This is a genomic window from Oceaniovalibus sp. ACAM 378 (assembly GCF_008085915.1).
Lineage (GTDB): Bacteria > Pseudomonadota > Alphaproteobacteria > Rhodobacterales > Rhodobacteraceae > Oceaniglobus.
Genome location: NZ_VSJK01000019.1, coordinates 58576 through 81055, shown reverse-complemented (window position 1 = coordinate 81055; position 22480 = coordinate 58576). Strand labels below are relative to the sequence as shown.

21 protein-coding genes and 1 pseudogene are annotated in these 22480 nt (G+C 58.0%); 16 read left to right on the top strand and 6 right to left on the bottom strand.

The features are described from left to right. The first annotated feature begins 18 nt into the window (after positions 1-18). From FQ320_RS20760 to gyrB, 7 genes are all read left to right on the top strand, one after another. Positions 19-795 (top strand): enoyl-CoA hydratase, encoded by a 777-nt coding sequence (locus FQ320_RS20760; RefSeq protein WP_148475233.1) that lies wholly within the window; start codon positions 19-21, stop codon positions 793-795. A gap of 160 nt (positions 796-955) precedes the next feature. Beyond that, entirely contained in the window at positions 956-1219 is a 264-nt protein-coding gene (gene rpsT, locus FQ320_RS20755; RefSeq protein WP_148475232.1) for a 30S ribosomal protein S20, read from the top strand. A 659-nt stretch (positions 1220-1878) separates the two neighbouring features. Beyond that, on the top strand, positions 1879-3246 hold the full coding sequence (gene dnaA / locus FQ320_RS20750) for a chromosomal replication initiator protein DnaA (protein WP_222861674.1): 1368 nt from the start codon (positions 1879-1881) through the stop codon (positions 3244-3246). 174 nt (positions 3247-3420) lie between these two features. Next, positions 3421-4539: a DNA polymerase III subunit beta gene (dnaN, locus tag FQ320_RS20745; protein ID WP_148475230.1), complete on the top strand. Its 1119-nt coding sequence runs from the start codon at positions 3421-3423 to the stop codon at positions 4537-4539. A gap of 56 nt (positions 4540-4595) precedes the next feature. Further along, positions 4596-5699, top strand: coding sequence for a DNA replication/repair protein RecF (gene recF / locus FQ320_RS20740; RefSeq protein ID WP_148475229.1), 1104 nt, complete (start codon positions 4596-4598; stop codon positions 5697-5699). A gap of 103 nt (positions 5700-5802) precedes the next feature. Then, the gene (locus tag FQ320_RS20735) at positions 5803-6423 is read left to right on the top strand and encodes a LysE family translocator (protein WP_148475228.1); all 621 of its coding nucleotides are present in this window, start codon (positions 5803-5805) and stop codon (positions 6421-6423) included. A 124-nt stretch (positions 6424-6547) separates the two neighbouring features. After that, positions 6548-8965: a DNA topoisomerase (ATP-hydrolyzing) subunit B gene (gene gyrB, locus FQ320_RS20730; protein WP_148475227.1), complete on the top strand. Its 2418-nt coding sequence runs from the start codon at positions 6548-6550 to the stop codon at positions 8963-8965. A gap of 214 nt (positions 8966-9179) precedes the next feature. Here gyrB and FQ320_RS20725 read toward each other — a convergent pair whose 3' ends face one another. Continuing rightward, the gene (locus tag FQ320_RS20725; RefSeq protein WP_255509645.1) at positions 9180-9560 is read right to left on the bottom strand and encodes a response regulator; all 381 of its coding nucleotides are present in this window, start codon (positions 9558-9560) and stop codon (positions 9180-9182) included. 618 nt (positions 9561-10178) lie between these two features. Here FQ320_RS20725 and FQ320_RS20720 point away from each other — a divergent pair. Beyond that, positions 10179-10574 carry a response regulator gene (locus FQ320_RS20720; RefSeq protein ID WP_148475226.1) on the top strand — a complete coding sequence of 132 codons (396 nt, stop codon included), beginning with the start codon at positions 10179-10181 and terminating at the stop codon, positions 10572-10574. Positions 10575-10667: 93 nt separating this feature from the next. On the opposite strand, the gene FQ320_RS20715 is transcribed toward FQ320_RS20720, so the two are convergent. Together FQ320_RS20715 and FQ320_RS20710 are read right to left on the bottom strand one after the other, a co-directional pair. Next, a complete protein-coding gene (locus FQ320_RS20715; protein WP_187394008.1) occupies positions 10668-12041 on the bottom strand; it encodes a cell wall metabolism sensor histidine kinase WalK in 1374 nt (457 codons plus the stop codon). An 8-nt stretch (positions 12042-12049) separates the two neighbouring features. Beyond that, the gene (locus FQ320_RS20710; RefSeq protein ID WP_148475224.1) at positions 12050-12538 is read right to left on the bottom strand and encodes a hypothetical protein; all 489 of its coding nucleotides are present in this window, start codon (positions 12536-12538) and stop codon (positions 12050-12052) included. Between the two features lie 250 nt (positions 12539-12788). Here FQ320_RS20710 and FQ320_RS20705 point away from each other — a divergent pair, with 250 nt between their 5' ends. Then, positions 12789-14639 carry an ABC transporter ATP-binding protein gene (locus tag FQ320_RS20705; RefSeq protein ID WP_148475223.1) on the top strand — a complete coding sequence of 617 codons (1851 nt, stop codon included), beginning with the start codon at positions 12789-12791 and terminating at the stop codon, positions 14637-14639. Between the two features lie 22 nt (positions 14640-14661). Here the strand turns inward: FQ320_RS20705 and folE2 are convergent, their stop codons facing one another. Both folE2 and FQ320_RS20695 read right to left on the bottom strand, forming a co-directional pair. Beyond that, on the bottom strand, positions 14662-15759 hold the full coding sequence (gene folE2 / locus FQ320_RS20700) for a GTP cyclohydrolase FolE2 (RefSeq protein WP_148475249.1): 1098 nt from the start codon (positions 15757-15759) through the stop codon (positions 14662-14664). Beyond that, positions 15756-16583, bottom strand: a complete 828-nt coding sequence (locus FQ320_RS20695; RefSeq protein WP_187394007.1) for a hypothetical protein — start codon at positions 16581-16583, stop codon at positions 15756-15758. The genes folE2 and FQ320_RS20695 overlap by 4 nt, the downstream gene beginning before the upstream one ends. Before the next feature lie 268 nt (positions 16584-16851). On the opposite strand from FQ320_RS20695, the pseudogene FQ320_RS26585 reads away from it, so the two are divergent. Continuing rightward, positions 16852-17079 (top strand): annotated as a pseudogene (locus FQ320_RS26585) (NADPH-dependent FMN reductase); the annotation flags it as partial. A gap of 288 nt (positions 17080-17367) precedes the next feature. Here the strand turns inward: FQ320_RS26585 and FQ320_RS20685 are convergent. After that, positions 17368-18285 (bottom strand): LysR family transcriptional regulator, encoded by a 918-nt coding sequence (locus FQ320_RS20685; protein WP_148475222.1) that lies wholly within the window; start codon positions 18283-18285, stop codon positions 17368-17370. A 114-nt stretch (positions 18286-18399) separates the two neighbouring features. Here FQ320_RS20685 and FQ320_RS20680 point away from each other — a divergent pair, with 114 nt between their 5' ends. The 6 genes from FQ320_RS20680 to FQ320_RS26580 all read left to right on the top strand — a co-directional run bounded on the left by FQ320_RS20680 (position 18400) and on the right by FQ320_RS26580 (position 22434). Beyond that, positions 18400-19332, top strand: a complete 933-nt coding sequence (locus FQ320_RS20680; protein ID WP_148475221.1) for a VOC family protein — start codon at positions 18400-18402, stop codon at positions 19330-19332. 11 nt (positions 19333-19343) lie between these two features. Further along, entirely contained in the window at positions 19344-19952 is a 609-nt protein-coding gene (locus FQ320_RS20675; protein WP_148475220.1) for an alpha/beta hydrolase, read from the top strand. Between the two features lie 113 nt (positions 19953-20065). Further along, on the top strand, positions 20066-20365 hold the full coding sequence (locus FQ320_RS20670; RefSeq protein ID WP_148475219.1) for a GNAT family N-acetyltransferase: 300 nt from the start codon (positions 20066-20068) through the stop codon (positions 20363-20365). 180 nt (positions 20366-20545) lie between these two features. Next, entirely contained in the window at positions 20546-21505 is a 960-nt protein-coding gene (locus FQ320_RS20665; protein WP_148475218.1) for a pirin family protein, read from the top strand. A gap of 190 nt (positions 21506-21695) precedes the next feature. Beyond that, positions 21696-22265, top strand: a complete 570-nt coding sequence (locus FQ320_RS20660; protein WP_148475217.1) for an NADPH-dependent FMN reductase — start codon at positions 21696-21698, stop codon at positions 22263-22265. A gap of 34 nt (positions 22266-22299) precedes the next feature. Next, entirely contained in the window at positions 22300-22434 is a 135-nt protein-coding gene (locus FQ320_RS26580; protein ID WP_255509644.1) for a hypothetical protein, read from the top strand. Positions 22435-22480 lie beyond the last annotated feature (46 nt).

Below are 22480 nucleotides of genomic sequence, written 5' to 3'. Positions count from 1 at the left end.
AGCGAAAGCTCCGAAACCATGGCTTACAAGACGATCATCGTCGAACTCGCAGACCACGTCGCGCTGATCCGGCTGAACCGGCCCGACGCGATGAATGCGCTGAACTCGGTCCTGCTGGGCGAACTGGCTCAGGCCCTGACCGAGGCTGACGCCAACGACAAGGTGCGCTGTATCGTTCTGACGGGTTCGGAAAAAACATTCGCCGCCGGTGCGGACATTAAAGAGATGTCGGAAAAGACGTTTACCGACATGTTCCGCGACGAACCCTTCGTCGCCGAGTACGCGGCAATCGAACGCTGCCGCAAACCGATCATCGCCGCCGTATCGGGCTTTGCTTTGGGTGGGGGCTGCGAACTGGCCATGGCCTGTGACTTTATCATCGCCGCCGACACCGCGAAATTCGGCCAGCCGGAAATCAATCTCGGCGTCATCGCGGGCATGGGCGGATCGCAGCGCCTGACCCGTCTGGTCGGCAAGTCGAAATCGATGGAAATGCACCTGACTGGCCGGTTCATGGAGGCCGAGGAGGCCGAGCGCTCAGGTCTGGTCTCCCGCGTCGTACCCGCGAAAAAACTGATCGAAGAGGCCATGGCCACCGCTCAGAAAATTGCCGTGAAATCGCAACTGGCCGTCATGGCGGCGAAAGAAGCCGTGAATCGCAGCTATGAGACCACCCTGGCCGAAGGGTTGCTGCACGAACGCCGTCTGTTCAACGGGCTGTTTGCAACCGAGGACCGGACCGAGGGCATGGCCGCGTTTCTGGAAAAGCGTGAACCGCAGTTTCGCGACCGATAGACACAGAATACGCTCGACAATCGCGGCACGGCGCGATATTCGACGCGCCAACATGCGTGTGAGGCCCGCCAAGGCCGGATGACCCGGTAGTGAACCCGGGGGTCGGGGTTTCCCACGTGCGACAGCATTTTTTGAAACACCGATTCGGAAAGATCACACCATGGCCAACACCATCCAGTCCAAGAAACGCGCCCGCCAGAGCGAAGCCCGCTTTCAAGTGAACAAGGCGCGCCGTTCGCGGATCCGCACCTTCCTGCGCAAGGTCGAAGAGGCGATTGCCTCGGGCGACAAAGAAGCAGCAACCGCCGCCCTGCGCAGCGCCCAGCCCGAGTTGATGCGTGGCGTCACCAAGGGCGTGGTCCACAAAAACACTGCATCGCGCAAGATTTCGCGCCTGTCGTCCCGTGTGAAATCGATCGGCTGACCGCCACTTTCCATCGTGACGATTCGCACAAGGCGCGCCTTTTCAGGGCGCGCCTTTTTCTTGGGCTGTGGGCAAAAAGACACCCTTATTGCCACCACCAAAGGGCGTCCGCAGATTCGTGTCAGCATTGTCCGAGTCAAGGCGATAGATCTATTGCGGAAGCGTGATCACCGTTGCTACGTTGACCAAGCGATTCACTTCGCTTGGGGACATGACGCAGAGCGGACCTTTTCACAGCTGACACAACAGGGGTCAAATCCCCGGTCGGTACACTGGAACAGGTTAAGCAGCGGGCCGTAAGGCACAGCATTTCGTGGGGAATATGCTGTGGCGACAAGGTGCTTTCTGGCAAGGCCAGAGGGAATTCCGGGGGGCAACATCCTTGGACATGCCAGTTAAAGTCTGCCGCTTTCCAGCGGGGTTCGGTCACAGGCCGGGCGGAATGTTCCGCCCTGCTTCAAGGTCGCACCAATTTGTCTTTGCGCCGCAATGGCGCCTTTCTCATCCGGCAACTCTGCGTTGCCGGAACGGGGATGGTGTGTCTGCGGTCCCGTCGAGTGATTGCACCGGAGGCGTTTATTACGCCACCGGATCGGGCGGCAGGGCCGGTTTTTCGACTGGTTACGAACAGGCAAACACTGGGGGCGACAAGGCACAATATGACGAATGAAACCTGGGGAACAGTCCGGCAAGAGCTGCTCAAGTCGATCGGGCACAGCAACTATGTAAACTGGATCGAGCCGCTCGAATTTGCGCGAATCGACAATGGTGTGGTCACGTTCAACGTCCCCACGGTCTTTATCGGCGACTGGGTGTCGCGCAATTTCGGCGATCGGATCATCAGCCAGATGGGCAAGTCCGGAGAGACGGTAAATCGCATTGAATTTCAGGTGCAGAATGTCGCGTCGCGCCCTGCCCCGGCAGCTCGCACAGATGAACGACGCGCCCCTGCACCCCGCGCCGCACCACGCCCCGAGGCCGATCTGCCGGGGGCACAGCTGGACACCCGGTTTACCTTCGACACCTTCGTCGTGGGCAAGTCCAACGAACTGGCCCATGCCGCTGCCCGCCGTGTGGCCGAGGGCGAGGTCGTGACCTTCAACCCCTTGTTTCTTTATGGTGGCGTCGGGTTGGGCAAGACCCACCTGATGCAGGCCATCGCCTGGGAACTTCAGGCCCGCCATCCAGAACTGCGCGTGCTGTACCTGTCGGCAGAACAATTCATGTACCGGTTCGTTCAGGCGCTGCGCGACAAGCAGATGATGGATTTCAAACAGATGTTCCGTTCGGTCGATGTTCTGATGGTGGACGATGTCCAGTTCATCAGCGGCAAGGACAGCACGCAGGAAGAGTTCTTTCACACGTTCAACGCATTGGTCGATCAGCGCAAACAGATCATCATTTCCGCCGACCGCGCGCCGGGTGAAATCGAAGGGCTGGAAAGCCGTATTGTGTCGCGACTGCAATCCGGGCTGGTCGTCGATCTCCACCCGACCAGCTATGAGCTGCGGCTGGGGATCCTGCAAAAGAAGGTCGAACAGTACCGCCCGCAATTTCGCGGTGTTGAAATCGGCGCCGGTGTACTGGAGTTTCTTGCCCATCGGATCACCACCAACGTCCGCGTTCTGGAAGGTGCCCTGATGCGTCTGTTCGCTTTCGGCAGTCTTGTCGGACGCGAGGTCGACTTGCAGCTGACCCAGGAATGTCTGATTGATATCCTGCGCCAAAGCGACAAGCGGGTGACGGTCGAAGAGATTCAGCGCAAGGTCTCGGATCACTATAATATCCGACTGTCCGACATGCTGGGGCCAAAACGGGTGCGCACCTTTGCCCGCCCGCGTCAGGTGGCGATGTATCTGTGCAAACATCTGACCCAGCGATCCCTGCCCGAGATCGGTCGCCGGTTTGGCGGACGCGATCACACCACGATCATGCATGGCATCCGCAGAATCGAGAGCCTTAAAGATTCGGACAACCAGATTGCGGAAGATCTGGAACTGCTGCGCCGGTCGTTGCAAGATCAATAGTCGGTACAAGATCGATAAACGCGCCACAAATGGCACCGACTTCGCGGATGTTTCGCGATTGTTTCGGAAGAGGGCCTTGACGGCCCGTTATTATCCTTTGAAAAATACATAAATGTGTTGCGCCGGGATGCAGAACAGTTAGGTTTTGCTCCCCGGCATCTGGTGGAGTGGGTCATGAAGTTCAGCATCGAACGCGGTACGCTGCTTACCGCCGTCGCTCATGCGCAATCGGTGGTGGAGCGGCGGAACACCATTCCGATCCTTGCCAACGTTCTGATCGAGGCCGAGGGCGACGTCGTGAGTTTTCGCGCGACCGACCTCGACATTGAGGTGGTGGACAAAGCCGCCGCCAAGGTCGAACGCGCAGGATCGACAACGGTCAGCGCGGTGACGCTGCACGAAATCGTGCGCAAATTGCCCGACGGTGCGCTGGTGTCGCTGTCTGACGACGCCGCAACCGGGCGCCTGACAGTGGCGGCGGGGCGATCGAACTTTCAGCTCGCCACCCTCCCGCGGGAGGATTTTCCGGTGATGGCGTCATCGGAATATGTCACGAACTTTTCCATCGCCGCACCGGTGCTGCGGCGGCTGTTCGACAAGGCAAAATTTGCCATCTCGACCGAGGAAACCCGATATTATCTGAACGGTGTTTATATGCATCTGGCCGATGACTCGGGCCAGATGACCCTGCGCTGTGTCGCCACCGACGGTCACCGCCTGGCCCGGATCGACGCGCCCCTTCCCATGGGCGCCGAGGGCATGGCCGGCGTGATTGTCCCGCGCAAAACCGTAGGCGAGATGCGCAAGCTTCTGGACGACGACGAAGCACAGATCGCTGTTTCCGTTTCCGAAACCAAAGTGCGGTTCGCCACCCATGACATGACGCTGACATCCAAGGTGATCGACGGCACCTTCCCCGACTATTCCCGCGTGATTCCCAAGGGAAACACCAAGCGGATGGAAGTCGACGCAAGCGATTTTGCCAAGGCGGTCGACCGTGTTGCGACCGTCAGTTCGGAACGGTCACGTGCCGTCAAGCTGCAGCTGGACGAGGATCGCCTGATCCTGTCGGTCAACGCCCCCGACAGTGGCAACGCCGAAGAAGAACTGGCCGTGGCCTATAGCGACGAGAAGCTGGAAATCGGATTCAACGCGAAATATCTGCTGGAAATCGCCAGCCAGGTGGATCGCGAAAATGCGGTATTCTTGTTCAACTCACCGGGCGATCCTACCCTGATGCAGGAAGGCAATGACACATCGGCGGTCTATGTCGTCATGCCGATGCGCGTGTGAACCCTGTCGGACGCTCCGCGGGGAGTATTTTTACAAAGAAGAAACCGGGGGGCTGAATGAGCACCCTTGCGGTAACGCATCTGGCGCTGTCGCATTTTCGGTCGCATCGCCACGCACAGATTGATCTGTCCCCCGGGCCTGTCGCGATATTCGGTGCGAACGGGGCAGGCAAGACCAACCTGATCGAGGCGATATCGCTTTTGTCGCCGGGGCGCGGGCTGCGCCGGGCGGGGGCCGAGGATCTGGTGCGCCGCCCCGAAAGCGTCGGCTGGCGGATCGGGGCCGAGGTCACAGTGCCGGGGGGCGGCCATGAAATAGACACGCGGGCCGAGGCCGGACGCCCGCGGGAAACCCGCATTGATGGCAAAGCGGTGCCACAGGTGGCGCTGGGACGGATCGTGCGGATGCTTTGGCTTGTGCCCTCTATGGACCGGCTGTGGATCGAGGGCGCGGACGGACGGCGGCGGTTCTGGGACCGGATGACCATGAGCTTTGAGCCCGGTCATGGGGATGCGGTTCTGACCTATGACAAGGCCATGCGCGAAAGAAACCGCCTGTTGAAGGATCAGGTCCGCGATTCCGCCTGGTACGGAGCACTTGAGGCGCGGATGGCCGAGGCGGGCGCCGTGATCATTGCCAATCGCACCATGGCGCTGGACCGGGTGCACGCCGCGCAAGGGGCGGCAGCCACGGCATTTCCTGTCAGTGCGCTAACCGCCTTGCAGCCGGATGGAGACAAGGCCGTCACCGCCGAAGACCTGAGCGCGGCCTTTGGCGACGGGAGGCGGCGCGATCTGGCGGCGGGGCGGACGCTGACCGGGCCGCACCGGGCCGATCTGGGGGCTGAGTATACCGCGAAGGGCGTGTCGGCGGCACAATGTTCGACCGGGGAACAGAAGGCCTTGCTGATCTCGCTGATTCTTGCCAATGCACGGGCGCTGGCCACCGACACCGGCGCGGCGCCGATCCTGTTGCTTGATGAAGTGGCGGCGCATCTCGACACCGGGCGGCGCGCTGCGCTGTTCGACGAGTTGCGCGCACTTGGCGCACAGGTGTTCCTGACGGGAACGGGGCGGGAATTGTTCGCCGAACTGGATGGTTACGCGCAGATGCTGGACGTGCGCGACGACCCGGATGGCTCTGTGGTGAAGGCAGGATGACCGACATCGGCCCATTGCGCAGAACCAGCCACGGCGGGCAACGACCCAACACCAAGATTGGCAAAACGGTGTTGGTTGGCCTGCTGGATCCGGTGTCGTAGCGATGACTTTGGCGCTCTATGATATGCTGCTGTATGCGGGCGCGCTGGTGATCCTGTTCTTGACGCCCGGGCCTGTCTGGGTCGCGTTGACTGCGCGCGCGCTTTCGGGCGGGTTTCACGCCGCCTGGCCCCTGGCGTTGGGCGTGGCAGTCGGCGATGCGCTGTGGCCGCTGCTGGCGATCCTGGGTGTGACCTGGGTCGTATCCGCCTTTGCCGGTTTGATGGCGGTGCTGAAATGGGTGGCCGCGGGGATGTTCCTGCTGATGGGCGGGTTGTTGATCCGCAATGCGGACCGGTCAATCGCCACGGATTCGCGCCTTACCCGCCCCGGACTTGGGTCCGGTTTCGTCGCCGGGGTGGCAGTGATCCTCGGAAACCCCAAGGCGATCCTGTTCTATATGGGCGTGTTGCCCGGTTTCTTGGATCTGACCCGGGTGACAGGAGCCGACATTGCCGCCGTCATGGCGATCTCGATCATCGTACCACTTGTCGGCAACCTGTGTTTCGCGGTGTTCATCGACCGGGCGCGGCGGATTCTCGGGTCGCCCGGGGCGCTGCGCCGCACGAATATCGTGGCCGGATGGATGCTGATTGCCGTCGGCTGTGTGATCCCGCTGACCTGAAAAGTGCGGGCCGGGATATATATGCGCCCTTTCGCCCCAATCGGATGCCAAATCTTGTGCCATCGACGTGACAAGTCGATGTGAAAGCCCTATAAAACGGCGATCAACAAAAATGCAGGCTCACATGTCCGATACGATCCCCATGCCCGAAGAATATGGCGCCGATTCCATCAAGGTTCTCAAAGGCTTGGATGCCGTGCGCAAGCGCCCGGGCATGTATATCGGCGACACCGACGACGGGTCCGGTCTGCACCACATGGTCTATGAGGTTGTGGACAACGGCATTGACGAGTCACTGGCCGGCCATGCCGACGCGGTGAACGTCAAGATTCACGCCGACGGCAGCGTTTCGGTGTCCGACAACGGGCGCGGCATTCCGGTGGGCATCCACGAAGGTGAAGGCGTGTCGGCGGCCGAGGTCATCATGACCCAGCTGCATGCCGGGGGAAAGTTCGACCAGAACAGTTACAAGGTGTCGGGCGGTCTGCATGGCGTCGGCGTATCGGTTGTGAACGCGCTTTCCGACTGGCTGGATCTGCGCATCTGGCGCGACGGTTTGGAGCATTACGTCCGGTTCGAGCGTGGCGAAACAGTGAAACCACTGGAGGTCGTCGGCCCCGCGAATGGCCGCAAGGGCACCGAAGTTCGGTTTCTGGCCAGCACCGACACGTTCTCCAACCTCGACTACAGCTTCAAGACCCTGGAAAACCGGCTGCGCGAACTGGCCTTCCTGAACTCGGGCGTTCGCATCATAATCGAAGATGAACGCCCGGCCGAACCTCTCAAAAGCGAATTGTTCTATGAGGGCGGGGTCAGGGAATTCGTCAAGTATCTGGACCGCTCCAAGACATCGATTCTGGACGACCCGATCCATATCATCGGCGAATCCAACGGCATCACCGTTGAAGTCGCCATGTGGTGGAACGACAGCTATAACGAAATGGTCCTGCCCTTCACCAACAACATCCCTCAGCGGGACGGCGGCTCGCATTTGGCGGGTTTTCGTGGTGCACTGACGCGGACGATGAACCTGTATGCCGGTTCCAGCGGCATCGCCAAAAAGGAAAAGGTAACCTTTACCGGTGATGACGCCCGCGAAGGCCTGACCTGCGTGCTGTCGGTCAAGGTGCCCGATCCCAAATTTTCGAGTCAGACCAAGGACAAGCTGGTTTCATCCGAAGTCCGCCCGGCCGTTGAATCGCTGGTCAACGAAAAATTGTCCGAGTGGTTCGAGGAAAACCCGATTCTGGCCAGGCAGATCATCGGTAAGGTGGTCGAAGCCTCATTGGCCCGCGAGGCGGCGCGCAAGGCGCGCGAGATGACACGCAAGAAATCCTCTCTGGATGTGGCCAACCTGCCCGGCAAACTGGCCGATTGTCAGGTCAAGGATCCCGCCCAACGCGAGGTGTTTCTTGTCGAGGGTGACAGCGCCGGCGGCTCGGCCAAACAGGGGCGGTCACGCTATAATCAGGCCGTCTTGCCACTGCGGGGCAAAATCCTGAACGTAGAACGGGCGCGGTTCGACCGCATGCTGGGCTCCGATCAGATCGGCATGATGATTACCGCCTTTGGGGCGGGTATCGGGCGCGATGAATTCGACATCGACAAGTTGCGCTATCACAAGATCATCATCATGACCGACGCCGATGTGGACGGTGCGCATATCCGCACACTTTTGCTGACCTTCTTTTTCCGCCAGATGCCGGAAATCATCGAAAACGGATATCTCTATATCGCGCAGCCGCCGCTCTATAAGGTCGCGCGCGGCAAATCCGAAGTCTATTTGAAAGATCAGGCCGCGCTTGAGGATTATCTGGTTGATCAGGGTGTCGAAGGCGCCATGCTGCGACTGGAAACGGGCGAGGAAATCATCGGCGCCGATCTGGCCCGGATCGTGACCGAAGCACGCACTTTGCGGCGCATCCTGGATGCCTTCCCAACCCACTATCCGCACCGTATTCTCGAACAGGCTGCGATCGCCGGGGCCTTTGTCCCCGGGCAGGTCGACGCCGATCTTCAGGGCACCGCCGACCGTGTGGCGCAACGTCTAGACTTGATCGCCGTGGAATACGAAAAGGGTTGGCAGGGTCGGATCACTCAGGATCACGGCATCCGCGTGGCCCGCATGTTGCGCGGTGTCGAAGAGGTTCGCACATTGGACGGGCCAGTCCTGCGCTCGGGCGAGGCGCGGCGTCTGGGGAGTGTCACCCAGGCGTTGCAGGATGTTTATCGCGCGCCGGCCACGCTGGTGCGCAAAGATCGCAGCCAGCCGATATTCGGCCCGCTGGGCCTGCTGGATGCCGTGTTGCGCGAAGGCGAAAAAGGGCTGACGCTGCAGCGTTACAAGGGGTTGGGCGAAATGAACCCCGGTCAGCTGTGGGAGACCACGCTAGATCCAGAAGCGCGCACCTTGCTTCAGGTGCGGGTCGAAGACGTGGCCGAGGCCGACGATATCTTCACCAAATTGATGGGCGATGTCGTCGAACCGCGCCGCGATTTCATCCGCTCGAACGCGCTGAACGTCGAAAATCTGGACTTCTGAAGGCATGTGGCGAAGCGCGTAACGTTGCGCTTCGTCGATGCGGCTTCAAACTCTAAATACACCGCTTTTCAATGGCATATGCATCTTTACGGCGCGCCCTGTTTCATGCCCCGATGTCGCGGAGATGTGCCTCCAGCTTTGAAAGCCGTCTCGATTGCGTTCAGATCCGGCTCGTTTCATAAATCGCCAGGACGATTGGGACCTGACGTGCTTTCTAAGCAGCCGCGAGGGCGTCCATAATCTGCCGCGAAAGGGTCATCGGGTCGAATGGTTTAACAATAACCTCTATCCCACCGGCCTTTAGCAGGGCCGCCCTTTCAAAATTGTGCGCTTTGCCTGTCATGAAAATCGCCGGAACGTCACTATAATTCGGGAGTTCACGTAGCTTTTGCAACAGGAGGTCACCGCTCATGTCCGGCATCATCACATCCAGCAGAATAACGTCTGCGGCAAAGCTTGCCGCGCAAACCAAGGCTTCTTCCCCCCCGGAGCACTGCTGAAGATCGAACTCACCAGAAAGTTCGATCGACATTCTGCAGATTAGTAAAACATCGGCGTCGTCTTCGACATGAAGGATTTTAAGTTTCTTGTTCAACGGTCGTCACCTTTTGACCTCATCTGCTCCGCTGTTAGCCTTATTGAAGCGTTAATCCAACCCGATGAGGGGCTTTCTCGCAAACTGAACTGGTAGTAAAGTCGTGAACCGAACCGCGCCGGGTTTACTGGAAGCTTTGAAACCTGAGAAAATCGCGACCCCGGGATAAAAGCGAGATAGCGACCCCCTGTCCACCGGAAGACCGTTGCCGCGCGGTGCTGAAGTATCAAAGTTCCTATGAGACGCCGGATTTCGGATAGCGACGATTCCACCGAAGAATGGCTGCATCTCTGAGACGCTTGCGGTCTGTCTGAGGAATGCAGCGAAGGATGCTGGTGGTGCTGCCAGCGACGAAGGGCAGCAGATCAAGCGGTCCGAACACCTTGAATTGTAACAGAACAATGAGATCCTCGGCAAAGCTTCAGCTAAATACGCTCAGGCGAAGCCCGACCGCAAGTTGAAGCGATGGTCGGAATTATGGGTCACTATCCTGCCGTCAAAAGAGCCGAGCCAATCAGCCGGGTTCACGCGATGCCCCCGCCGACATCTTCCGCGCATCTGGCCATCCTCGCCGCGACACCTCATTGCCAACTTGCAGGCAGGACCGTGATGTGATCTATGGCCAGAATGCCGATATTCCAGACCGTACTCCACGTTGACGACGACGACGATGTGAGGACCATCGTCGGCTTGGCCTTGTCGATGAACAGTCGCTTGACGGTCGTCCAAAGCTCGTCCGGTCCCGAGGCGGTGGAATTGTGCAAAAATTTTCGTCCCGACCTTCTTTTGCTTGATCTGATGATGCCGGGCATGACCGGGGAAGAAGCTTGGGCTAAAATTCGTAAGATTCCCGGCTTGAGCGAAGTCCCCGCAGTTTTCCTGACGGCAAAGGCTGACTCGCAGACCAATCTGCACCTTTTGGCTAATGGTGCACTGGGAGTCATAGCCAAACCATTCAATCCAATTGAGATCAGTAAGCGGCTAGACGATATCTGGGTCACAGCGTTCGAATAGCTGCGGCTTTGCCGAAGCAAGGCAAAAGGTTCCCGCTCAACTGAACAACGCAATTTCTATGCACTTTCAGAATCCAGCGAGCCCCGGTGGTTGTTATTCCGTTTCACCAAGCGGCGATACTGAAGATCGGAGTGGCAGGGTAATAGTGAATGTCGTTCCAAGGCCCTCGGTGCTTTCGAAGCTTATGGTTCCGCCATGCCATTCCACAATGTGTTTTGCGATCGAAAGTCCCAGACCCGTTCCACCAGCGGATCGGGTGTCGGATGAGTCCGCCTGAGTGAACTCTTCGAAAATTCTGCTCTTGAAACTCTTCGGGATGCCAGACCCGAAATCTTGAACCGTTATCAGCGCCTCTGTATCTGTCCGATCGACTGTCAGGATGACGTTCGTCTTGTCATCGGAAAATTTTATAGCATTGGACAAGAGGTTAGAGATTACCTGTTCTATCCTGATCGGATCCGCCTGCATTTGTATTTCACCGCCAGCTTTATTCACGATGCGGATCAGTCGGCCTATTCTATAGATTTGGTGAGATTCTGCTGCAGTCTCCGCAAGTTGCGCCAAGTCAAAATCTTTGACTTTAAGATTCCAACCCTTACGTTCTAATTTTGCCGAATCCATGATATCATTAATAAGCGCTTCCAGCTTGCTGGAGCTGCGATAGGCAATCTGCGACATTTCCAGAGCTTTGTCGCTCAGCGGACCTAAAGCCCCCCCAACGAAAAGGCCCAACACACCTTTTATAGAGGTCAGAGGTGTGCGTAATTCGTGGCTGACCGTCGAAAGAAATTCGACCTTTGCTTTATAGGCCGCTTGCGATTCCTCAAAGAGCCGAATATTTTCGCTGGAAATTCGGCGATGAGACCTCGCGTCAATATAGAACAGGGCGGCCAGCAAAAGCGATACAAAGGCAATGATGCTGCCAAACATCGCAGAAAATTGGGACAGACGCCAGATTTCCTCCCTTGCTTCGAGGTCGATTTCGGCCTGCTTTTCCTTAACGAGAATTGTGAATTCGTGCAGCGGTAGAAAAAATTCTCTGAAAGCCGTGTGAAGGTATTTCGCCGTTTCGGTGTCGCCGTCTTGCAGCGTGACAACCATGTTGTCCACTTCGCGCAGAAGGGTTCCGAATTGCTCAACCGCCTCTGCTTCGGCAGCCCGCGACCATTCAGGGCTATCCCGGATATCAGACGCGGGCGCGGCCTGGCGACTCCAGAGAATGTCGAAACGGAACCTTACATTATCCGCAGTCGTGTCCGGATCCTCTGCGATGAACATTGCCAGCGAATTGGAGAATCTGAGCAGCTCGAATTCAAGTTGGTTTGCTTCCCAGATCGCACCTTGGCGTTTGGTCGATGAGAGATCGCTCAGATTGTCCCGTAAAGAGAAGTAGCCCAGGGTGGTCATTGCGAAGACCACCACCAATGCGGCCGCTACGATCCATCGCAGGGCGAAGAGTCGTTGCACTGCGTTTATCACTTACCGAGAAGTTCCACCTCGGACAGCTGCCAGACCAATCTGTCGTTGAACCCTGGATCCTGTAGCTCGGGATGTTCGCTCATCGGATAGATCACCCAGAACGGGCCCTTGTCACGAACCGACATCGGCTGTCCGTCCTGCAGAACCGCAATGATCACATCGTAATCGATCACTTCCTGCGCCGGGATCGTGGTCTTGTAGTCGTTTAGTGCCGTTATCTGAATCTCGTCGTCCGAAGTAAGCGACTCAGCGCCAATCAGATCCCGCAGGAGCGGGCCGGTAAAGGTTGTCATCTGGTCAACAAAGTCATTGTCGGTGCGCAGCTCAACGGTATCCATCGCGAGAAGATCGTCGGACGTATATTCTTGGACGGTGGCAACGCCCTCGGGGTCGATCGTTGTTACCTTGAGAGTTCCCGCCGCTGATGCGACTGCTGGAGCCAACAGGGCCACAGTAAACAGGGCGATGGTCAAGAACTGTTTCATGGGTTTTTCTCGTCATATCAGATGCATTGAGAGTGAACGTTCTCTTGTGACGACCTGATTGACGCAAATGTGGTGATGGTGCAAGACCCGTGCATACCTTCAGCCCAGAACATCCTCAGGTTGTGATCTGTTTGTCGACCTGGCCACTTTCAGTGGTTATGGAGAGAGAGACACGGTGAGAAGATTTAGCCACGCAGGCTATCGGCAGTAGGCTGGCACCGAGAGGTGTGCCGAAAGGAAAAAACGAAATATGTACAAGTTCTTCGAGAAGTTGGTGGATCCGTTCGCCAACCCCAGTTTTCTTGCTGCCCCGGACTCTGTCTGGCGATTTCTGCTGGGCCATATTCAGCCATTCCGGCACCTTTTGCCGTGGATGGTGCTGCTCGGTATTCTCAAGGCTGGACTGGAGTGTGGGCTGATCTTCTACGCCGGCCGCTTGCTCGACATCATGAGCCAATCGGGAGTCGACGGATTCTGGACGAACCACAAATTCGAGATGGGAGGGGCGCTGGTTGTCCTTTTGGTCGTACGACCCTTCCTGATATGGGTTCACCATCTTTTCCTTGACCAGGCGGTGGGCTCCAACCTTCAGGAGCAGGTGCGGTGGCATGCACACGGGCATTTGCTGGGTCAATCGACGTCATATTTCGAAAAGGAACCTGCCGGACGCCTCAGCAATCGGGTCATGCAGGTCGGGCAAGCGGTCGAGGAAATCTTTCATTCGGCGTTCGAGGCGATCTGGTTCAGCCTGGTCTATGTTGTTTCCGCCATTGTCCTGCTGAGCGACATCGATATCCGCCTCGGTCTGCCGCTCGCGATCTGGCTGGTCGTCTACCTTCTGTATGTACGCAGGATGTCGGCACGGATCGCCATAGCGTCGATGAATTGGTCCGGAGAGCGATCTGCCGTGTCGGGCACAGTCGTCGACGCTTATACCAATATCGAAACGGTAAAACTCTTCGCGGACACCGGCAAGGAACGGGACTTTTCTCTTTCCGCAATGCAACGCCTGCGTCGGCGGGCTCAGCTTTACCGGCGTGAGCTGACCGGTCTTTCACTGGGAATGAACCTTTTGAACGGCGCGATGATTGCCGGAGTCGTCGGGCCAGCCGTGTGGCTTTGGACGAAGGGCGACGTAACATTAGGGCAGGTTTCAGCCGCTGCCGCCCTGACGATCCGATTGAACGGGATGACCGGATGGATCATGTGGGTCGCAAGCAGCGTGTTCCAGAACGTAGGTATCATCCGGGAAAGCCTTGCTTCCTTTGCACGGCCGCACGAGATTGCTGACCGCGCCCAGGCGCCGGGTCTTCGGATCAGCAACGGCGAAATCCGCCTTGAAAACGTGTCGCACAAGGCCCTCCGAAATTCCGGTCCGCTGAGGTCCATGGATCTGACGATACCCGGGCACCAGAAGGTAGGTCTCGTCGGCGAATCCGGTTCTGGAAAATCAACGCTGATCCGACTTGTTCTCAGGCTCATCGAGCCCGAGCAAGGCCGCATCTTTATAGACGGGCAAGATATTGCAGAAGCGCGTCAACACAGTCTGCGCAGCCATATTTCGGTTGTAACGCAGAATCCTTCCTTCCTGAACCGGTCCGTTCGCGAAAACCTGCTGTATGGAAAACCTGATTCCACCGAAGAAGAGATGATCGCCGCGACAAGAACGGCTGAAGCGCATGACTTCATCACCAATCTCGTCGATCACGAAGGCCGCAGCGGCTTTGACGCGCATATCGGGGAACGGGGGGCTTCCATTTCCGGCGGACAGCGACAGCGGCTGGCGATTGCCCGGGCCATCCTGAAGAATGCACCAATCATCATAATGGACGAGGCGACTTCCGCGCTGGATGGTCAGGGAGAGTCTCGGATACTCAAGAACTTGCAGACCGTATTTCGTGACAGGACAGTCATTGCAATCGCGCATCGGCTTTCAACCGTTGCCGAGTTCGACCGGATTCTGGTGATGGAGAGCGGCCGCATCGTCGAAGACGGCCCACCCGACGTCCTGAGAGCGGCAAATGGTCCCTTCGCGAAAATGTGGAACCATCAAACGCAGCTTGAGAGCGGCGTGTTCAGTTTGGTCGCCAAGTCTGGTTAGGTCCAGACTTGGCAAATTGCCATCAGCCGACGTGATACAGAGATTTGAAATACTGCGGCTCGAGGCTCTCGGTGGCAAAGGTCGGGCCTTCGGTCAGCAAACTGACCGCGTCGTGGCTGTGCAGGCTTTCCTGATGGCTTGCGACGACACGGAAGTCCCCAATTCTGGGATCGCCAGACAGTTCTTTAGCGAAGGCACGCACGGCATCCTCGACGAAAATGGGGTTGGCTGCGTTCAATTCAGCAAACGCCTGTTCGTCCTCGCGTTTCACCATCACCTGCGTTTCCGTTGGGACGGCCTTGCGGCAGAGTTTTACCAGATCTTCGAACCACAGCTCTTCGGTGTCCTTCGCCAGAACAACCGACACACGGGCGACCGACCGCTGGGAATGGGGCGTTGCCAACTGGCCGCGAACCATCCGGGCATGCTCAGACAACTCCAACGAGCAAGGACAGGTCGACGAATACACATAGTCCAGATGCACGATATTCGTAGCGCACGGCCCCGAGGCAATCTGCTCAAGACTGATATTATAGTATTGATACCCTTCCAGTCCCGAGCGGAGTGATCGAATTTTGACTGGATAGGAGAATGCCAGATGAATTCGCGCCGTCGTACTGTCGAGATCGGTCAGATAGTCTGACAATGCCTCGGAAATGACATCAAAGCTGAAGCTTCGTTCTGCGTGTCGATAGAAGCTGCGCATGATCCGCGACATGTTGATACCGCGCTTGTCCGCGTCCAGCCGAACTGTGCCCGCTACCGAGGTTTCCAGAGTGATGTGGCCCCCCGACGGCAGGCGGTAGCGCAGTGGCAAACGAAAGTTCGAGATACCCACATGCTGAATTGTTGAAGAAAATTCGGCCAGATGGTCGCTGTTCTGCAGGTCGGGAAGAGTGGCTATATAGTCCCCGTCGGCGGAAAAGTCTTGATCGTAGGTGCGGCTGAATGCGGGATATCGTCCTGAACGATCTGCGTCCACGAGTTGCAGTCCGATATCTGCCGCGACTTCGCTTTCCGGATTGTTCTGGGCTTTGAGCCAAGTCTTGATCAGTCTTGCAGCCTGCTCCACCTCCTCGCGACTTGCGACAAGGGACTTCTGGGACGTCATTTTGTTCATGGTTCTCTCTTTTCGAATTCGCGGACGCACCCGGAGGGTCCTGCTGAACCAGAGCTTTGATCGTCTGGTTCGTCGGAGCGCGTCGTCTCGTGAGTTTCGGCCAAATAAAACCGCGAAATGGAATCGGCCTCGGACATCATCGGGTCACGATCCACCTCGCGCTGCCACTCTTCCGTCAAGGCAAGCCTTTCTGCCAGATGTACGGAAATCGGATCGGTCAGCCTGCGATCATCGTGACGCAGGTGCTGAAGCAACCTGTGCGAGTGCATGATTGTCGGCCTTGCATCCAAGGGTTCCCAGGCATCGAGCATGGTCATACGGCGCAGATTGAATTCGGGCGGCAGGACATAAAACCGAAGGTCGCTGGACCATAACAGGTCGCGAAAGGACACCTGATCCCGCTTGACGCCAAGCTCAATATATTGGTGTTGCCAGCTTTGCAGAAAACGCTGCGTTTCCTCGCTGCGCCGGTACAGAATGACGCCGGCATTCATCTGCGGGAAAGCATAGGGCACACAATGGCGGCCTTTCTCCCGGATCAATTGCGAGGTTCGCCGAACGTCATGCGCGACGGCCAGCTCGAAACGATCGAGGATGTCGAACAGATCGCCCAAAGCAGCCAAGACCAGCGTATCACAATCCAGATACAGGGTTCTTTCAAAGCTCGTATGGGGAAGGCAGGCAAGTTTGGGGGACGGTCCCGCGATAAGCGAACGAACTATATCAAAACAGTCATCCTTGCACTCTTGATCGGTGAAGATCTCGATCCGACACGCCGGATCGACGCTCTTGAGCGATCGGGCGGACTGCTGCGCAAGCGCCAAATAATCTTCGCCTTGAGCGACGTATACTATACCCTGGTTTGTCATCAGCGCTCTTCGAGGTGCAAATTCAGTTCGACGCAGATCTACACGGCACTACTAAGCAATCATAGATGGGGAGAGATCTACTGGAGGTTGAGTGCATGGAAGTTGTTATTCTGCATCGCTTTCACCGCGAATTGCGCTGTATGTCTCAAGCCCGCTCACCAGCGCCCCGACTGATCCGATGATGCCCATGCGTCATCCGTTGCGGAACAACACATCGGTGGTCCCAGAAATGATCGCGGTGTTTCTGAAGACTCAGATCGCCGACGCTGATGGCGTGCTGCTTTTCACGCCTGAATACAACAACGCGATCCCGGGTATGTTCAAGAACGCGATCGACTGGACGAGCCGCCCGGCGAACGACATCGCCAGAGTCTTCGCTGGAAAGCCCGTGGCGGTGCTGGGGGCCTCGCCGGGTGGGTTCGGAACGATCCTTGCTCAAGACGCATGGCTGGCCAGATATCGCTGTGACTTGTCCGGACGCGCCGGTTGGCTCAAAAGCCATGGCTTACGGCGACCACAAGAAAGAGGCAGGGGGCAGGGCTGGAGCTTGGGGCCGCTCTGCGCTGGAATGCGACGCGGGCAGTTCCCCGTGCTGTTCACCCGAGCTTGATCAACGCGGGACCCAGTGAAGGGTGGCGATATCTGCCTGCCTGCGCGGGACAGTCATGCAGGGATTATAAAATACCAGACAGTTGCATCACGGTGTTTCGATCAACGCCACTGGCCCTTCTGGCTGCCCTCATCTGGTGCCGCCAAAGTTAAACCCTGTCACTTCGCGCAAATGGGCTTCGAAGAAATCGGTGAATGTCGCCACCACGGGTGGGAGCACGTCGTAGGGCGGATAAAACAGCGTGAGCCAGAGGGGGTTGGAAGTCCAGTCATCCAGAACCGTTTCGACTTCGCCAGAGTCGATGCCGTCCTTCGCGATGAAATCCGGCAGGAGCGCTATACCGTTCCCCAACTTGGCCAAAGAATACAGGAAGTCTCCATTGTTGGAGATGACCGAAGAACCTGCCGAAAGTTTCCGGCTCGCCCCCTCTTTGTGAAACTCCCAGATCTCGGCCTGACCCTGCGACGAATAGGACATACAAAACGATGGATCGAGGTCATCCGGGGTTTCGGGCCGCTGCATACGCGCGAACAGGCTGGGTGCTGCTACGGCATGACGGGGCACCTCGCAGATCTTGCGCCAGATTGTCGATTTGTCGCTGGGCGGACCTGACACACGGATCGCGAGATCGCAGTTTTCCTCGACGATATCCACCAATCGATCCGTGAGCGTCACATCAACCGAGATATTCGGATAGGCTAGGCGAAACCGGTCAATCAGGGACGGCAACAGCCTCAGCCCAAGAGACAAGGGCGCATTCAGCGAAAGTCGCCCGCGATCCGGCCACACGGCGCGGGTGATTTCCTCGGCGACCTGATCGAAGTCTTTCACGACAGGGGCGAAACGAGCAGCTACCGTGGCGCCGGCACTGGTCAGCGCCACCTGACGCGTCGTGCGCACCAAAAGTTGCTGGCCAAGGTCTTCCTCCAGCTTCGCGACGATGCGTGTGACCGAGGCGGGAGTCATGTTCAGACTGCGCGCGGCTGCGGCAAAGCTGCTCAACTCGGCCACTTTCAGAAACACGCGGATTGATTTGATATCCTGCATGATCGATTATTGCACTATCGACAACAGTAAATGCAAGAACCTTTCTATTTTGAACAACACTGCATTGGCCTATCTTGGTGGTAACAAGAGACAGATGACTTGAAAGGCGAAACGATGATCAAGGAAATCAAGGGCCTGCACCACGTCACCTCGATGGCTGGCGATGCGGCTGAAAACAATGCATTCTTCACCAAAACCCTCGGCCTGCGCCGCGTCAAGAAGACCGTGAATTTCGACGCGCCAGAGGTTTATCACCTCTACTACGGCGACGAAATCGGCACACCCGGTTCTGTCATGACCTATTTCCCCTTCGGCAACATGCCCAAAGGGCGGCGGGGCACGGGCGAAGTCGGCACGACAGTGTTTGCGGTCCCAAAAGGCGCCCTGCCCTTCTGGAAAGAGCGGCTTGGCACTTACGGCGTGACGGGCCTGTCCGAAAGCAGCTTTTTGGGCGAGGACCGGTTGCGTTTCGACGGTCCGGACGGAGACGGCTTTGCCTTGGTGGAAAGTGCCGAGCGGGGCCGCACCCCGTGGACCGGTACCGACGTTCCGCAGGATGCCGGGATACTGGGATTTCACGGCGCACGTTTCACACTGCAGGATGCGGCGGCAACCGGCGAACTGCTGACCTTCATGGGCTACCAAAAGGACGAGATCGACGGTGACATCACCCGCTACCGCATTGAGGGCGGCAATGCGGCGGATACCATCGACCTTGAGGAACTGCAGGGTGCAAAAGCCGCCAGCCAAGGTTCGGGGTCGGTTCACCATATTGCCTTCGCCGTGGATAACCGGGCCAAGCAGCTGGAAGTGCGCAAGGCGTTGATGGACACCGGCTATCAGGTGACGCCGGTGATTGACCGCGACTATTTCTGGGCAATCTATTTCCGCTCCCCCGGCGGTATCCTGTTCGAGGTTGCAACGAATGAACCGGGCTTTGACCGGGACGAAGATACGGCCCACCTTGGCGAAGCTCTAAAACTGCCAGACCGGTACGAGTCACATCGCGCCCAAATCGAGGGTCTGCTGCCCCCGATCGAAGCGTAAAGGAGAGCAAGATGTCGACCGAATCTTATCACGCGTTGACCAAAGCACCCAAACCGGGCGCGCCGGTGATCTTTGCCTTTCACGGGACCGGTGGGGACGAGAACCAGTTCTTCGATCTGGCGCAGCAGCTTTTGCCCGGGGCGGGCGTAGTCTCGCCGCGCGGCGATGTCTCGGAGGGCGGCGCGGCGCGGTTCTTTCGGCGCACAGGCGAGGGCGTCTATGACATGGACGACCTGGCCCGGCGCACCGAAGCGATGGCGGATTTCGTGGCAGCGCACAAGGCGCAGAACCCGGGTGCTCCGATCTATGGCTTTGGCTATTCGAACGGTGCAAACATCCTTGCCTCTGTCGCAATGGCGCACCCGGACCTGTTTGACCGCATCGGGTTACTGCATCCGCTGATCCCCTGGGAGCCTGAGGCCGTTCCGGCACTTGCGGGCAACCGGGTGCTGATCACCGCAGGCAAACATGATCCGATCTGTCCCTGGCCGATGAGCCAGCGATTGATCGACTGGTTCACAACGCAGGGTGCAGAGGTGTCCACAGAAGTCCACGACGGCGGGCACGAGTTGCGCCAGCCGGAGCTGTTGGCCCTGCAATCCCTCCTGACAGCCCCGTGACAAAAGACGGGTGGGCCTGACCTACCTTGGCGCTTGTCACGATGGCGGTGCGGCGGGCCGCGATACATCGACCGAGCAACGGCATTTGCACGGGCAAACCTAAGGAAACACCAATGTCTGATCTGAAAATCACCTATACCGAAACCGAAACCAAGGGCCGTTATGCGGCGACGCAGGAAGGTGTCGAAGGCGAAGCCGAACTCACCACCTCCAAACTGTCCCCCACGTCGATCATCGCTGATCATACCGGGGTGCCGGACAGTATGCGGGGGCTTGGAGTCGGGCGGGCCTTGGTCGAACGCCTGATCGCCGATGCCCGCTCAAAGGGTCAGCGCATCGTTCCGCTCTGCCCCTTCGTCCGTGCACATGCGCTGAAACACCGCGAGGAATTGGCCGATGTCATCCAATGGTAAAACATTCCAGCGCGGCGCATCGTGAGCAGCTCAGAAGAGCGACATCTGAACTTCAAAACCAGAGCAAGATGCGAGATCGTCATGGTGACGGACCCGTATTGCAGCACAACCTTGAACCCAATTGAATGAAACGGCGCACACACCGCCCGGCCTTCTGAATACCAACACAGGAGAGAACTCATGAGCTGGAACCCGACACAAAATCCGGAATGTCCGCTATCGGATAGCGCAGGTATTGAGACCCTGATCATCCCCCGCGCCCACGACCTTGGGGGTTTCGAGGTTCGGCGCGCCATGCCCTCGCCCAAGCGGCAGATGGTCGGGCCGTTCATCTTTTTCGACCAGATGGGCCCTGCGGAATTCATCACCGATGGCGGCATTGATGTCCGTCCGCATCCGCATATCGGTCTGGGGACTGTCACCTATCTGTATCAGGGCGAGTTTGAACACCGCGACAGCCTTGGCACCCATCAGATGATCTATCCCGGCGAGGTGAACTGGATGGTCGCAGGGCGTGGCGTCACCCACTCCGAGCGCACCAGCGAGGAAACACGTGCCACGCGCCACAAGCTCTTTGGCATCCAGACATGGATCGCACTGCCCGAAGATCGTGAAGAAATGGCGCCTGATTTCGAACACCACAAGGAGGCCAGCCTGCCCGTGATCAGGGACACTGGTACAACCGCCCGTCTGATCCTTGGCAACGCATATGGTGAAACCAGCCCGGTGACGATGCAGTCCGAGACCTTCTATCTGGATGTCGTCCTCGACGCAGGCGCGTCTTTTCCGCTGCCCGACAACCACGAGGATCGCGGGGTTTATGTGACCGAAGGCAGCATCGAAATCGCTGGCGACACATTCGAGGCCGGCCGCATGATGGTGTTCCGCCCGGGCGACAGGATATCGGTCAAGGCAGGCCCTCAGGGTGCCCGCCTGATGGCACTCGGTGGCGCGACGCTGAACGAAAAACGCTATATCTGGTGGAATTTCGTGTCGTCGTCGAAGGATCGCATCGAGCAAGCCAAAGAGGACTGGAAAGCCGCCGACTGGGCAAACGGACCTTTCAAGCTTCCCTCAGGCGATGATAAGGAATTCATTCCAATCAGCCCCGAATTGGACAGGACACGCCCCAAGGGTTAACGGGTCATCGGCGACCAAATCCCGCCTCAACTCGCACCTCGCCTCAGTCCGGCGCCTTACGCCGCGCAGCGCGCATTCGATCGCCCTGAAGGCTGTGTTGCTCGCACGTCTGCAGGTCCAGAGGACTGCGTCGAAGGCAGGGCCCTGCGTCCTTGATACTCTCTAACTCCACACGATAAAGGATACCTTAATGACACTGAAGCTGAAAATCATCACCGCCTCCACCCGGCCGGGCCGGGTGGGCCCGACCGTTTCGGACTGGGCGGTCAAGGTGGCCAAGGAAAACGAAAAATTTGACGTCGAACTGGTTGATCTGGCGGAGATCAATCTGCCTTTGCTGGACGAAAAGCATCACCCGATGATGCAGAAATACGAACACGACCACACAAAGCGCTGGAGTTCCGTCATCGCCGGTGCGGACGCGGTCATTTTCGTCACGCCGGAATATGACTATTTTCCACCGGCAAGCCTGATCAACGCGGTTCAGGTATTGTCGCGCGAATGGAAATACCTGCCGATCGGCGTTGTCAGCTATGGTGGCGTTTCCGGTGGCTTGCGCTCGGCCCAGGAGGTGCGCCAACTGCTCGGAAATGTTGGCGCTTACGCAATTCAGCAGACTATGCCGATCCCATTCTTTCCCCAGTTCATTGACGACAAGGGAGAGTTCACCGCAAATGCCAAGATGAACGAGGGCATAGCGGGGATGGTTGATGAATTGGCCAAACTCGCCGTAGTTCTGAAACCGCTTCGAAGCGTCTGACCCACCCACCAGCTCGGTCAAGGGAGATCAAATCATGCGCATCAGTCTGTCGGCACTCGCCAGTTTTGCCTTGGCGGGAGCAGCGGCGGTGGAAGTGACACCGTCTATCTCTCTTGACCTTGGCGACACTACACACGTCTGGCAAAGCCGTGACTGGGCCAACGCCTGACCCCGTCCTGAGGCGCGCACAAACTTCGGACCTGCGGGTCATTGCC